This is a genomic window from Dietzia sp. CH92 (assembly GCF_032248695.1).
In the GTDB taxonomy this organism is placed as follows: Bacteria; Actinomycetota; Actinomycetes; order Mycobacteriales; family Mycobacteriaceae; genus Dietzia.
Genome location: NZ_JAVHXC010000005.1, coordinates 186967 through 200907 on the forward strand (window position 1 = coordinate 186967; position 13941 = coordinate 200907).

Consider the following 13941-nt stretch of genomic DNA (forward strand, 5'->3'; position numbering starts at 1 on the left):
GCAGATCCGGGGCGGGTCCGTCGGCGGGAAGCGCAGCCGCGCGCGACCATGGCGTCTCGCGCGTACCGGGGTCGGGGCGAGACGCCATGGGCAGGGGCGGCTGAGGGCGCGCCGGTCATGCAGACGGGCGAGACGCCATCCGCGGGGGCGCCTGCGTGGCGGCGGCGACGACGAGGGGAACGCGGACTAGTTGGCTAAAGTCTGGGCTAAAGTGCCCCTCCCGGAAACGGTTGCGGGGCACCGCCCGGATGGGTGATGCCCCGCAGGTGACGCCGTGTGGCCGTCTGTGGAGCGGGTGACGGGAATCGAACCCGCGTATCCTGCTTGGAAGGCAGGGGCTTTACCATTAAGCTACACCCGCGTCAGTGGGCTTGACCTGGGATTATTGTCCCGGTCCCGCTCACGCGGAGATAACACTACCGGACGCCGCGCGGCGTCCCCAACTCCCGGGCCGAGAAGTCGGAATCGGCGGCGGGATGGGCCTGTCGTACACTGGGCGAGTTGGTTTGGCGGCCCGGCGGATTTCCCGTGCGAGACAGCGGGGTGGTCGGCCGCGCGACCCACCGGGATGTGGCGCAGCTTGGTAGCGCATCCGCTTTGGGAGCGGAGGGTCGCAGGTTCGAATCCTGTCATCCCGACCAGCGGAGCCGAAAGACACGAACCCCAGAAGACTTCCTAGGAGAACATCACCGTGAAGAGCACTGTCGAGCAGCTCAACCCGACCCGGGTCAAGATCACCGTGGAGGTGCCGTTCGCCGAGCTCGAGCCGGACTTCGCCAAGGCCTACAAGTCGCTCGCCGGCCAGGTCAGCATCCCGGGCTTCCGCCCCGGTAAGGCCCCGGCCAAGCTCCTCGAGTCGCGGATCGGTCGCCCGGCCGTCCTCGAGCAGGTCATCAACGACATGATCCCCTCGCGCTACAGCCAGGCCGTCGACGAGCACGAGCTCGTGGTCCTCACGCAGCCCGAGATCGAGGTCACCAAGCTCGAGGACAACGACGTCGTGGAGTTCACGGCCGAGGTCGACGTGCGCCCGGAGATCGAACTGCCGAAGTTCGAGGAGCTCGAGGTCACCGTCGAGGCGCCCGAGACCGATGACGCCGCCGTCGACGCGGAGCTCGACAACCTCCGTGCCCGCTTCGGCACCCTCAAGGGTGTCGAGCGTGGCGCCACGGAGGGCGACTTCCTGTCCGTGGACCTGGCGGCGACCGTCGACGGCGAGCCGGTCGAGGACGCCTCCACCGAGGGCCTGTCCTACGAGCTCGGCTCGGGCACCCTCATCGACGGTCTCGACGAGGCCGTCACGGGCCTCAAGGCCGGCGAGTCGAAGGAGTTCACCTCCTCGCTCGTCGCCGGCGAGCACGCCGGCAAGGAGGCGGTCATCACCGTCACCGTGCAGTCCGTCAAGGAGCGTGAGCTGCCGGAGGCCGACGACGAGTTCGCGCAGATGGCCAGCGAGTTCGACACCCTCGAGGAGCTGCGCGCCGACCTGACCGAGAAGGTCGCCCAGCAGGCCAAGGCCGGCCTGGCCGGGGAGATCCGCGACAAGGTCCTCGACGCCCTGCTCGAGGCCGCCGACGTCCCGACCCCCGAGAGCATCGTCGAGAACGAGGCGCACCAGCAGCTGCACTCGATCTTCGGTGACGCCGCGCACGACGACGACATGATCAACACCATGCTCGCCGCCGAGGGACTCGACCGCGAGACCTTCGAGGCCGACACCCGCGAGGCCGCCGCGCGCGCGATCCGCAGCCAGCTCCTGCTGGACGCCGTCGCCGAGAAGGCCTCGACCGATGTCTCTCAGGAGGAGCTCACGCAGCACATCCTGTTCCAGGCCCAGCGCTACGGCATGGACCCCAACCAGTTCGTGCAGCAGATCCAGCAGGCCGGCCAGCTCGGCTCGCTGTTCTCCGACGTCCGCCGCTCCAAGGCCCTGGCCGACGTGATCCAGCAGGTCACCGTCAAGGACACTGAGGGCAACGTCGTGGACACCTCCGAGTTCTTCGGAACCGGTGAGGACGCCACCGACGCCACCGACGCCACCGACGCCGTCGAGGCGGCCGAGGATGACGCGGCCGAGGCCGCCGACGCCGGTGCCGCGAAGGGCGAGGACGCCTGACCCACGCCGGCCCGCCGACGGCGGGACGGCCGTGACGGGGCCGGGGACCACGACACGTGGACCCCGGCCCCGTCGCTTCTGAGGTGGTGGCCGCCGGCCCGCGGCGGCCACGCCCGACGCTGAGAGCGAACACCCGCCCCGGCGGGACGGTTCCGTCGTCGGCGTTGGTTAGTGTTGGCGTAACGGTTCCCCGGCCGCCGGTCGGTCGGGCGCCGCGCGAGCGGTGAAGACGATGAGTGAAGGTAGGTTCCCCGTGGCCCAGAACGGTTCAGCGGCTCAGCCCAGTTCGACGCAGCCCGCCCTCAGCTCGCCGGGGTCGCACGGACTCACTCTCGGCGACTCGGTGTACGAGCGTCTCCTCCAGGAACGGATCATCTTCCTGGGTTCGCAGGTGGACGACGATATCGCCAACCGCCTCTGCGCCCAGATGCTCCTGCTGGCGGCGGAGGACCCGTCCCGCGACATCGCGATGTACATCAACTCGCCCGGCGGCTCGGTGACGGCCGGCATGGCCATCTACGACACCATGCAGTTCGTGGAGTGCGACGTCGCCACGTACGGCATGGGTCTGGCCGCGTCGATGGGGCAGTTCCTGTTGGCCGCCGGGGCGAAGGGCAAGCGGTTCGCCCTGCCGCACGCGAAGATCATGATGCACCAGCCCTCGGCGGGCGTCGGTGGCTCCGCCGCCGACATCGCCATCCAGGCGGAGCAGTTCGCCGCGACCAAGCGTGAGATGGCGGAGCTCATCGCCTTCCACACGGGGCAGACGTTCGAGCAGGTCACCGAGGACTCCGATCGCGACCGCTGGTTCACCGCGGAGCAGGCCAAGGAGTACGGCTTTGTCGACCACGTGATCTCGCGTGCGTCGCAGTCCGGCGGGACCTCACCGTCGTGATCGAGCCCTTCTCCCACGGGTTCCCGCCCGCCGACCGAACCGCCCCGCACACGACCACGGAGTCACCGATGACCTCACTGCCGACCTCCCGATACATCCTGCCCTCCTTCGTCGAGCACTCCAGCTACGGAGTCAAGGAGTCCAACCCGTACAACAAGCTCTTCGAGGAGCGCATCATCTTCCTGGGCACCCAGGTCGACGACGCCTCGGCGAACGACATCATGGCCCAGCTGCTGGTCCTGGAGGGCCAGGACCCGGACCGCGACATCACGATGTACATCAACTCGCCGGGTGGCTCCTTCACGTCGCTGATGGCGATCTACGACACCATGCAGTACGTGCGCCCGGACGTCGTCACGGTGTGCCTGGGGCAGGCCGCGTCGGCCGCCGCCGTCCTGCTGGCGGCGGGCACGAAGGGCAAGCGGGCCGCGCTGCCCAACGCCCGCATCCTCATCCACCAGCCGGCCACCGGCGGCATCCAGGGCCAGGTCTCGGACCTCGAGATCCAGGCGGCGGAGATCGAGCGCATGCGGCGCCTCATGGAGACCACCCTGTCCCGGCACACCGGCCGCGACGCCGAGCAGATCCGCAAGGACACCGACCGCGACAAGATCCTCACGGCCGAGGAGGCCAAGGATTACGGCATCATCGACACGGTGTTCGACTACCGCAAGCTGTCGGCGGGCAACTGACGCGGCGGCGGCGCGCCGCTTCCAGGAGCGGCGCGCCGTCGGGTGCAATGAACTGATCACGTGGGGCGGCTTTCGGGGCCGCTTCCGCGTACCGTCGACTACGGGGCGAGACATCGGCGCCCCCGGAATGCGAGGACGTAGAACTCATGGCGCGTGTGGGTGAGAGCGGCGACCTGTTGAAGTGTTCCTTCTGTGGGAAGAGCCAGAAGCAGGTCAAGAAGCTGATCGCCGGTCCCGGGGTCTACATCTGCGACGAGTGCATCGAGCTGTGTAACGAGATCATCGAGTCCGAGGTCGACGACTCGCCGGAGGCGGGCCTGGACGAACTGCCCAAGCCGGCCGAGATCCACGCGTTCCTCGACGAGTACGTGGTGGGTCAGGACGCGGCCAAGCGCAATCTGGCGGTGGCCGTGTACAACCACTACAAGCGCATCCGCGTGGGCGCGGCGCTCGGGCGTGGCGACGGTGTCGAGCTGGCCAAGTCCAACATCCTCATGCTGGGCCCCACCGGCTGCGGCAAGACCTACCTCGCGCAGACGCTGGCGAAGATGCTCAACGTCCCGTTCGCGATCGCGGACGCCACGGCGCTGACCGAGGCCGGCTACGTGGGCGAGGACGTGGAGAACATCCTGCTCAAGCTCATCCAGGCCGCGGACTACGACACCAAGCGCGCCGAGATGGGCATCATCTACATCGACGAGGTCGACAAGATCGCCCGCAAGGCCGAGAACCCGTCGATCACGCGAGACGTCTCCGGGGAAGGCGTGCAGCAGGCGCTGCTCAAGATCCTCGAGGGCACCCAGGCGTCGGTGCCGCCGCAGGGCGGCCGGAAGCACCCGCACCAGGAGTTCATCCAGATCGACACGTCCAACGTGTTGTTCATCGTGGCGGGCGCCTTCCAGGGCCTGGAGAAGATCGTGGGCGACCGCGTGGGTCGCAAGGGCCTGGGCTTCGGGGCCGAGGTGGCCAGCAAGAGCGATCTCGACACCACCGAGAACTTCAGCGAGGTCATGCCGGAGGACCTGGTCAAGTTCGGCCTCATCCCCGAGTTCATCGGGCGTCTGCCGGTGGTGGCGACGGTGACCAGCCTGGATCGCGAGGCGCTGGTGAACATCCTCGCCGAGCCGAAGAACGCCCTGGTCAAGCAGTACGCGAAGCTGTTCGAGATGGACGGCGTGGAGCTGGAGTTCACGCAGGACGCGCTCGAGGCCGTGGCGGATCAGGCGATCCTGCGCGGCACCGGCGCCCGCGGCCTCCGCGCGATCATGGAGGAGGTGCTCCTGCCGGTGATGTACGACATCCCGGGCCGCGACGACGTCGCCCGTGTGGTCGTCACAGGCGAGACGGTGCGCGACAACGTCCTGCCGACGATCGTGCCGGTCTCCGAGGAGGAGCCCCGCGAGCGCTCGGCGTGAGCTGACGGAGCCGGCCACCGGTCGGCCGCGCCACCACGGACACGAGACGGCCCCCGCCACACGGCGGGGGCCGTCTCGTGTCTCGCCGCGGGGTCAGCTCATGACCCGCCGCTCGAGGAGGGCGGAGACGGCCATGCCGAGCACGATGCCCCAGAACGGCGCGGAGATCCCCAGCAGGGACACGTCGGCGACGGTGACGAGCAGGCACACGAGCGGGCCGAGGGCGCGGTCGGTGCGGAACGCCGTGACGAACGCCGACTGCAGTGGTGCGAGCATCGCCAGCCCGCCGAGGGCGGCGATGAACGCCGCGGGGGTGCCCAGGATCAGGCCGACGAAGGCGGGGGAGAGCACGCCCACGACCAGGGCGAGGGCACCGTTGGTGATGGCGGCGGCGTAGTGGCGGTCGCGGTCGCCGGAGGAGACGATCAGTGCGTTGGTGGGGCCGGTCAGGCAGGTCGAGACCGCGCCGATGGCGGACACGAGCAGCGACCAGAGTCCGCAGGCGACGGCGCAGGCGGAGACGGGCGGGTGGTGCCCCTTGGCGCGTAGCACGGCGATGCCCTGCCCGTTCTGCACGACGAGCACGGTGATGGCCAGCGGGACCACGAGCTCGGTCATGGCGCGCAGGGTGAACTCGGGCGCCTGCAGCATGGGTGCGGCGATGAGACCGTCGTCGAGGATCCCCCGGGACAGGCCGCCGGTGGCGACGACCGCGACGATCCCCACGAGCATGGCGGCGAGGATCGGCGGCACGACCCGGGCGAGTCGGGGGACGGAGCCGACGACGACGAAGACGATCGCCATCGGGAGGGCGACGGCGGCGGACGACCAGACGGAGGACACCAGATCGAGTCCGAACTGGAGGAAGACCCCGGCGACCATCGCCATGATGACGGGCATGGGGATCCAGTCCATGAGCCGGCGGGCCAGGCCGGTCAGTCCGACCAGCAGGATCACGACGCCCGTGGCGACGTACGCCCCCAGCACCTCGGACCATCGCAGGTGGGCGAGGGAGTTGCCGACGATGACGGTGCCGGGGATCGTCCAGAAGAAGGCCAGCGGGGTGCGGAACATCCAGCTCATGCCGATGGTGAGCAGGCCGTTGGCGAAGAAGACGCCGAAGATCCACGAGGACAGCTGCGCGGGGGAGAGATCGCCCTGGCTCCCGGCGGTGAGGATGACGGCGACGGGGCCGGTCGCGGAGAAGACCAGGGCGATGAGGGCGTTGGCGAACTCGCGGGGGCCGAGGTCGGTGAGCACCCGGCGGGGCGAGGGGCGCCCGGCGGTGACGGAGGCCGCGGGGGCGGCGGTCGTCGTGGGGTCGGCGGTCACAGTTCTCCAGTCGGATCGGTGGCGGTCTCGAACAGCTCGGTGTTGCGGGAGACGTAGGCCGCGAGTTCGGTGCGGCCCCGGACCCCGAGCTTCGAGTAGATGCGCGTGAGGTGGTACTGGACGGTCTTGACGGACAGGAAGAGTTCCTCGGCGGCCTGGGCGTTGGTGCGGCCGGCGGCGACGAGGGTGGCGACGGCGCTCTCCTGGGGGGTGAGGGTGCTGTTGCCGCCGGTGCGGGCGACGTCCACGCCGCCCGCGCGGCGTTCGCGTTCGCAGCGTTCCACGTAGGCGCGGGCACCGAGCTGTTCGTAGATGTCGCGGGCGGTGCCGAGGGCGAGGTGTGCCTCGCGGCGGCGGCCGGCGCGGCGGAGGGTCTGCCCGTAGCCGAAGTGCATGCGCGCGGAGTAGTAGGGCATGGCGAGTCCGTCGAGCTGGTCGAGGCTGCGACGGAAGATCCGGTTGCACTCGTCGACGTCACCGCGGACGGCGGCGATGCGGGCGCGGACGGCGCCGAGGCGGGCGAGCGTGGAGCGGTGGCCCTGCCGCTCGGCGCGGGACTCGGCGGGTCCGATGAGCGTCTCGGCCTCGTCGAGTCGGCCCGCCAGCACCAGCGCGTGGGCGTAGAGGTCGTGCCACGGCCAGTAGCCCGGTTGGTCGATGTCGATCCGGGCGGCAAGGGCGACGAGGGGTTCGGCGGCGAGCCGGACCGAGGTGTAGTCGCCGGTGGCGGCCGCGACCTGCATCCGGGCCATCGCCGACGGGATGACCTGGACGGGGTACGCGTCGGCGCTGGTGGTGAGGTTCCGCAGGTGCGCGGCGGCGCCGAGGTGGTCGCCGCGCATCGAGCGGATCACGGCGCCGGGCCAGTGCACCACCGGGGCCAGCAGGTCCAGTTCGAGGTCGTCGACCCGGCGGGCGGCGGTGTCCACCACGCGGAGGGCGTCGTCCCAGTCGCCGCGCAGCAGGAGGGTCCGGGCGAGCCAGGCCTGGGCCCAGATGGAGATGCGGGCGGAGCCGGAGACGTCGGCGGTGGGGACGGCCGAGCCCAGGTGGCGCCGGGCGGTCTCGAGGTCGTCGCGGGCCAGCGCGATCCAGCCCGACGCCATCTCGAACCGTTGCGCGACCGCGGGGGCCAGGCCCGCGAGCCGCTCCTCGACGGGCGGCGTGGCGTCGGCCCCGTCCTCGATGGCGCGGCCCAGCGTCTCGATCGCCCGGGCCTCCTCGACCTCGGGCTGATCGGGGCGTCCGCTGCCGGTGACCACGGTGGCCCAGTGGCGGATGCGGCCGGGGCGCCACTGGCACAGGGAGTGCACGACGAACTTCTGGGCCAGGCTCACCGGGTCCGAGACCGGGGCGCCGGAGGCGGGGTCCTCGCGGGCGGCGAGCGCACGGTCGAGCAGGACCTGCGCCTCGCCGGCGTGGCCCAGGTGGAGGGCCAGGGAGCCGAGCACGGCGTCCCGGCGGGGGTCGGACCGCACGCGCTCCAGGCTCTGCGCCAGAGACCTCGCCTCGCTGATCCGGCCGGCGTTGAGGAGGGCGTCGACCCCGTCGATCTGCAGGTCGCGGGTGCGCCCCACGTCCGGCGTGAGTGCGGCGGCGGTGAGGTAGGCGTGCCCGGCCGCGCTCCACCGTCCGGCGCGGGCGTGCATGAGGGCGCGGGCCCGCAGGGTCTCGGACAGCTCCGAATCCGGCCCGATCGACGCGGAGGCGCGGTGGTCGAGCGCGGCGTCGAGGTTCCCGGCGTCGTCGGCGATCCGGGCGGCCAGGGCGTGCATGCGGAGGAGTTGGCTGGGCGGGACGCCGCGCAGCACCGCGGACCTCAGGAGCGGGGAGCGGAACCGCACGCTGGCCGCGCCGGGCTCGAGCTCGACGCGGACCAGGTCGGCACCGTGGGCCACGTCGAGGGCGGCCGCGATGACCCCGGGCGAGACCGTGGCGCGGGACCGTGCCGCGAGCAGGGCGGCCAGTGCGTCGTAGTTGACGGGGGGTGACAGGACGGCGGCGGCCTCGATCACCGCGCGGTGACCGGGGTCCATGCCGTCCAGCAGGGCGCCGATCTCGCGCTCCACGGAGGCGGGCAGCGGCGGGACGGAGAAGGGGGCGTTCCACCAGGAGTCGGGGGCCTCGTCGGCGACCGTCGCGACGGCGCCGGCCTCGCCTCCCGTGTAGTCGAGGAGACGTCGGGCCGCGGCGGCGGACGGCTCGCGGCCGGTCCGGGTGGCTACGAGCGTGCGGATCTCGGACTGGTCGAGCGCACCCAGGCGCACGGTCTCCCGCGCGAGTGCGGAGCACAGTTCCGCCGACGGTCCCTGCGCGGGGCTGCCCAGGGTGAGCACCAGCATGACGGAGGCCCCGGCGGCGGCCTCGAGCGCCGAGGCGAGGCCCCTCAGGGAGGCGGGGTCGGCGTACTCGGCGTCGTCGACCACCACGACGGCCCCCGGACCGGCCGAGACCAGTGCGAGGGCGAGCGCCTCGACCAGGACCCGGCCCCCGTCCTCCTCGCCCGGATGCGCCATCTCGGCGACCCCGGCCACCTCGGCCCCCCTGGCCACCCCGGCCACCTCGGACCCCTCAGGGGCGGGCCGGCGGGCGGGCTCGTTCTCGGGACGGGGTAGGCGTTCGAGCACCCGCGCGGCCACGACCCACCGGGCGTCCTTCTCCCACGGCAACGCCCGGACCAGCACGGACGTCACGCCGGACAGTTCGGCGACGACGGAGTCGACGAGGTGGCTCTTGCCACCCCCGTCGGCCGCGGTGACCAGGACGATCGAGGACCGCTTGCCCACCACCGCGCCGTGGATCGCGTGGAGGCGATCCGCGGCGCGGTGGTGACCGTAACGGGGAACCGGATGGGCGAAGGTCATGCGGTCAGCGTAGATCCGTCCGGGCGGGGGAGACGGTCCCGTCGACGGGGCCCGCCCCGGTACCCACGCCCGCCGGCGGGGCGGCGTCGGCGTCCGGTTCGAACCCGAGCGGGGCCGCGGGCGCCGCGGTCCGGGTGGGTTCGGGCAGTCCGGGTGAGCGGGGCACGGCCAGCGTCAGCGCGGCGCCGGCGAGGGCGATCCCGCCGAACACCAGGAAGGACGTGTCGGCCTCCAGGCCGGCCGCCACGAGGAAGCCGCCGATGACCGGGCCGAGGATCCCGCCCAGGCGACCGAAGCCCGCGCACCACGCCACGCCCGCCGCGCGGGCGCCGGTCTCGTAGTAGTTCGACACGAAGCCGTACAGCAGGACCTGGGTGCCGATGGTGCCCATGCCCGCGGCGGCGACCAGCGCCACCACCAGCGCGAGCGGCGGGGAAAGGGTGATGGCGACCAGCGCCAGCGTCGCCAGGACGAACGAGCAGGCGACGATCACGCGCGGCCCGTGCCGGTCGGCGAGCCAGGACGCGGCCAGGCCACCGACGATCGCACCGCCGTTGAGCACCAGCAGGAATCCCAGCGAGCTCTTGGCGTCGATCCCGTAGTTCTCCATGATCGTGGGCAACCAGGTGTTGAGGCCGTACGTCAGCAGGAGCCCGGCGAAGCTCATGAAGCCCAGCAGCGCCGTGCCCAGGCGGTAGCGGGGCGACAGCAGGGCGGCGAAGCCGGTGCGGTAGCGCGCCTCGTCGTCGTCGCCCTTCTCCGTCGACGTGCCCGCGGTGGGGGGCACGCCCTCGGTCCGCGCCATCTCCGCTGGCAGGCCCGTGGCCTCGCAGATCAGGGCCGCGCGCCGGGTCCGGCCGCGCGAGGCCAGCCAGCGCGGCGACTCGGGCAGCGCGAACCACGCGTACGGCAGGATCAACACCAGCGGCAGGGCGCCGATGAGGAACAGGCCGCGCCACCCGATGTGGTCCCGCAGGGCCATCGCGAGCGCGGAGGCGAGGACGCCGCCCGCGGGGATCCCGCTGTAGACCACGGCGTTGAACAGGTTGCGGCGGCCCGCCGGGGCGAACTCGGCGATGATCGCGCCGGCCGTGGCGACGATGGCCCCGATCCCCAGGCCGGTGAGCAGGCGCAGGACGCCGAACGTCGTGATGTCCCGGGCGAACGCGGTGGCGGCCATGCCGATGGAGAACCACGCGATCGCGCCGAGCATGATCCGTCGGCGCCCGATCCGGTCACCCACGGCGCCCGCGCTCAGGGCACCGATCATCACGCCGACGAGGGCGTACGAGCCGAGCGCGCCGGCCTGCGCCGCGCCGAGGGCGCCGATCTGGGAGGGGTCGGCCATGAGCGCGGGCAGGACCGCGCCGTAGACCACGAGGTCGTAGCCGTCGAACAGGATGGCCATCGCGACCACGGCGAGGACGCCGTAGACGGTCCGGCGGTGTGCGGGGGATTCCCACACGTCGGAGGGGGTGCCGCCGCCCGGGGGCGGGCTCGAGGGCACCGGGCGGCTGGAGGGCACGGGAGTGCTCTGGGACACGGGAGGGCTCCGTTCAGGTGGTGGCGGGGTGCCGGTGGAAGGGGTCGGTCGCGGGGTCCGGTCGCCGGGGACCGGACCGGTCGCGTGGAACGGTCGGGAGGGCCGGGCCGGGCGGGAGGGCCGCCCGGCTCGGGAGGGGGAACGGGCCGGTCAGCCCTGGTCGCCACCGGCGACCGGGAGCACCGATCCGGTGATGTAGGAGGCCTCGTCCGAGGCGAGGAAGCAGATCGGCGCGGCCTGCTCGTGGAGGGTGCCGTAGCGGCCCATCACCGTGGAGTCGACGGTCTGCTCGACGATCTGGGAGTACCAGGCCTTCTCCTGCTCGGTGCGGGCGTCGCCGCCGCGGGAGATCTTGCGCTCGGGGGCCAGGGTCCCGCCGGGGGCGGTGGCCACCACACGGACCCCGTGGGGCGCGGCCTCCAGGGCCAGCGCCGAGGTCAGGCCGTTGACACCGCCCTTGGACGCGGCGTACGGGACCCGGTTGACCCCGCGCGTCGCGACGGACGAGACGTTGACGATCGTGCCCGCGCCCGCGGAGACCATCGTCGGCAGGACCGCGCGGCACATCCACAGGGTCGGGAAGAGCGACCGGCGGATCTCCGCCTCGATCTGCTCCGGGGCGTACTCCTGGTACGGCCGGGCCCAGATGGTGCCGCCGACGTTGTTGATGAGCGTGTCGATCCGGCCGTGCGCCCCGAGCGCGGCCTCCGCGGCGGCCTGCGCGCCCTCGAAGGTCTCGAGGTCAGCTCGGGCGGGCACCACGCGATGGCCGTCGGGCGACACGGCGGTCAGTTCCTCGGCGACCCCGGTGATGAGGTCGGCGCGGTCGACCACGGTGACCAGCCCGCCCTCGCGGACCACCCGATCGGCCACCGCTCGGCCGATGCCCTGGACGGCGCCGGTGATGAGCACCGACCGCCCGGCGAACCGGCCCGGGGCGATCACGGGGGGAGTGGGGTCGTACTCGCCGACGGGCGCGCTCACGACGCCGCCTCCGCGGTCTGCTCGGCCAGCGCCGTGCGCATGGTGGCCTTGGCGTGCTCGGTGTGGCGGCGGATGAGGTACCGCGCCGCGTCCCGGTCGACCGTCTCGAACGCCGTGACGATCTCCAGGTGCTCGGGGACGATCTCCTCGGACACCCAGCGGGCGTCGGGCAGGACGCTGTTCATCACCTGGGTCACCTCCAGCATGCGGTAGGCCTGCAGCAGCGAGTCGTTGCCCGTGCAGCGGAACAGGAACTCGTGGAACTGGGCGTTCGCGGCGGTGAACCGCTCGGGGTCGAGGAAGTGGTCGCCCTCGATGTACTGGTTCGCCGACTCGGCGAGCATCCGGAACTCGGCCAGGCGCGCGGCGTCGAGGCGGCCCATGGTCAGCTCGATGACGCCGAGTTCGAGCGCCATGCGGGCGTCGAACTGGGCGTCGGAGTGGCCGATCGCGGGATGGACCTCGCCGCTGACGACGCCGGGCGCCGAGGTGATGGTCTCGGACCGGTCGCCGCGGGCCAGCGAGATGGTCGTGGCGGTCTGCGCGGCGCCCGCCCCGGAGGAGGGGCGGAGCGTGACCCGGGGCGGGGTGTAGCCGACGGGTCGGGCGGCGATGGGCGCCTCCGGCTCGGCCGCGGCGACCGGTGCGGTGGAGAGTCCGGGCGCGGGCGGGGTGTAGCCGACCGGGCGGGCGGCGATGGGGGCCTGCGGCCCGGCCGCGGCGGCCGCGGGCGCCGGGTGACCGCCCGGGGCGGGCGGGACGTAACCGACGGGCCGGGCCTCGATCGGGGGCACCGGCTCGCCCGGCGAGCGGGCGAGGAGGGGGGTCACGGGGGCGACGCGCGCGGCGGGGGTCGTTGCGGGCGCCGCGGCGGGGGCGACGTCGGCGGTGTCCTCGGGGACGGGCGCCGCGGCCTCGTCACCGTCACCGTCCGCGGACGGTGCGGGGGTGGCGGTGTCGACGACGAGGGAGCCCTCCTCCACCGGCTGCGCCGGGTCGGGGCCCGTCTCCGCGGGGGCGGACGGGGCGGGCGCCGCGGCGGCCGGGGTGAACTTCTCGTAGTAGAAGTGCGTGACCTGCAGGCCCTCGTCGTCCAGGAACCCGCGCACGGCCTCCACCATCGGCGGGGGGCCGCACAGGTAGATGTCGGCGGTGCCGTCGTGCAGGTGCTCCGGGGTGATGAGGCCGGTGACGTACCCGGAGTTGGGGTGGACGGTGTCCGGGTCGGCCACCACGAGATCCCAGGTCATGCCGGGGATGCGGGTGGTGTACTCGTCGAGCAGGTCGGTGTACACGACGTCGGTGTCGAACGAGGTGCCGTAGATGAGGTGGATCGGGCGGTCGGTCGTGCCGGCCGCGGCGAGCGTCTCGAGGATCGACAGCACCGGTGCGAGCCCGGTGCCACCCGCGAGCAGCAGGAGCGGTCGCGTGGACTCGCGCAGGAAGAAGCTGCCCATGGGGCCCGTCAGTTCGAGCCGGTCGCCGACAGCGCAGCGCTGGGCGAGGTACTCGGACATGGCGCCGCCGGCCGCGTACTTGATGAGGAACGACAGGTGCGTCGAGGAGGCACCGGTGGAGAACGAGTAGGACCGGGTCTGGTCGGTGCCGGGGACGGCGATGTTGACGTACTGGCCGGGCAGGAACGCCAGCGCGTCGCGGTCGTCCAGCTCCACCGTGAGCGCGAACGCGCCCTCCGCCAGCCGCTCGACGGCCGTCACGGTGGCGGGGTGCGCGGCCGCGGTCGTCTTGGCGACGTCCGACGTCGTGGGGATCTGCAGGACCAGGTCGGAACGCGGCACCATCTGACACGGCAGGCAGTAGCCGGCCTCGGCCTCGGCGTCGGTGAGCGCGTCGTCGATGTAGTCGCCGCCGTCGTACTCTCCGGACTCGCACAGGGACTTGCACGTCCCGCACGCGCCGTCCCGGCAGTCGAGGGGGATGTTGATCCGGGCCTTGTACGAGGCGTCGGCGACGGTCTCCATAGGACCGCAGGTGACGAAACGCGTCACGCCGTCCTCGAAGCTCAGGGCCACCTGATAGCTCATGGGGTTCACTCCTGGTCGCTGGCGGTGTCGGCCGCGCACGGCGACCGGGTGGGTG

At 72.4% G+C, this 13941-nt stretch carries 9 protein-coding genes and 2 tRNA genes; 5 read left to right on the top strand and 6 right to left on the bottom strand.

Annotation, left to right across the window (positions count from 1 at the left end; genetic code table 11):
* Positions 1 to 287 precede the first annotated feature (287 nt).
* Positions 288 to 361: transfer RNA gene (locus RWK90_RS12135), tRNA-Gly, on the bottom strand.
* Between the two features lie 203 nt (positions 362 to 564).
* Here RWK90_RS12135 and RWK90_RS12140 point away from each other — a divergent pair.
* The 5 genes from RWK90_RS12140 (at position 565) to clpX (ending at position 5118) form a co-directional block, all read left to right on the top strand.
* A tRNA-Pro gene (locus RWK90_RS12140) sits at positions 565 to 641 on the top strand.
* A 50-nt stretch (positions 642 to 691) separates the two neighbouring features.
* Positions 692 to 2116 carry a trigger factor gene (gene tig, locus RWK90_RS12145; protein ID WP_314037884.1) on the top strand — a complete coding sequence of 475 codons (1425 nt, stop codon included), beginning with the start codon at positions 692 to 694 and terminating at the stop codon, positions 2114 to 2116.
* Between the two features lie 253 nt (positions 2117 to 2369).
* Complete coding sequence (locus RWK90_RS12150; protein ID WP_314037997.1) at positions 2370 to 3011, top strand: ATP-dependent Clp protease proteolytic subunit; 642 nt, start codon at positions 2370 to 2372, stop codon at positions 3009 to 3011.
* Between the two features lie 68 nt (positions 3012 to 3079).
* Positions 3080 to 3703 (top strand): ATP-dependent Clp protease proteolytic subunit, encoded by a 624-nt coding sequence (locus tag RWK90_RS12155; protein WP_314037885.1) that lies wholly within the window; start codon positions 3080 to 3082, stop codon positions 3701 to 3703.
* A gap of 146 nt (positions 3704 to 3849) precedes the next feature.
* A complete protein-coding gene (clpX, locus tag RWK90_RS12160) occupies positions 3850 to 5118 on the top strand; it encodes an ATP-dependent Clp protease ATP-binding subunit ClpX (protein WP_314037886.1) in 1269 nt (422 codons plus the stop codon).
* A 93-nt stretch (positions 5119 to 5211) separates the two neighbouring features.
* On the opposite strand, the gene RWK90_RS12165 is transcribed toward clpX, so the two are convergent.
* From RWK90_RS12165 to benC, 5 genes are all read right to left on the bottom strand, one after another.
* Complete coding sequence (locus tag RWK90_RS12165; RefSeq protein WP_314037887.1) at positions 5212 to 6450, bottom strand: benzoate/H(+) symporter BenE family transporter; 1239 nt, start codon at positions 6448 to 6450, stop codon at positions 5212 to 5214.
* Positions 6447 to 9314, bottom strand: a complete 2868-nt coding sequence (locus RWK90_RS12170; RefSeq protein WP_314037888.1) for a LuxR C-terminal-related transcriptional regulator — start codon at positions 9312 to 9314, stop codon at positions 6447 to 6449. The genes RWK90_RS12165 and RWK90_RS12170 overlap by 4 nt, the downstream gene beginning before the upstream one ends.
* Positions 9315 to 9318: 4 nt before the next feature.
* The gene (locus RWK90_RS12175) at positions 9319 to 10722 is read right to left on the bottom strand and encodes an MFS transporter (RefSeq protein ID WP_396230336.1); all 1404 of its coding nucleotides are present in this window, start codon (positions 10720 to 10722) and stop codon (positions 9319 to 9321) included.
* A gap of 285 nt (positions 10723 to 11007) precedes the next feature.
* A complete protein-coding gene (locus RWK90_RS12180; RefSeq protein WP_314037889.1) occupies positions 11008 to 11841 on the bottom strand; it encodes a 1,6-dihydroxycyclohexa-2,4-diene-1-carboxylate dehydrogenase in 834 nt (277 codons plus the stop codon).
* Complete coding sequence (gene benC, locus RWK90_RS12185; protein WP_314037890.1) at positions 11838 to 13886, bottom strand: benzoate 1,2-dioxygenase electron transfer component BenC; 2049 nt, start codon at positions 13884 to 13886, stop codon at positions 11838 to 11840. Before benC ends, RWK90_RS12180 begins: the two co-directional genes overlap by 4 nt.
* Positions 13887 to 13941 lie beyond the last annotated feature (55 nt).

Coding starts and splice junctions, on each gene's coding strand:
- RWK90_RS12155 (WP_314037885.1), top strand. CDS start 3,080: ATGACCTCACTGCCGACCTCCCGATACATCCTGCCCTCCTTCGTCGAG.
- clpX (WP_314037886.1), top strand. CDS start 3,850: ATGGCGCGTGTGGGTGAGAGCGGCGACCTGTTGAAGTGTTCCTTCTGT.
- RWK90_RS12170 (WP_314037888.1), bottom strand. CDS start 9,314: ATGACCTTCGCCCATCCGGTTCCCCGTTACGGTCACCACCGCGCCGCG.
- RWK90_RS12175 (WP_396230336.1), bottom strand. CDS start 10,722: ATGGCCATCCTGTTCGACGGCTACGACCTCGTGGTCTACGGCGCGGTC.
- benC (WP_314037890.1), bottom strand. CDS start 13,886: ATGAGCTATCAGGTGGCCCTGAGCTTCGAGGACGGCGTGACGCGTTTC.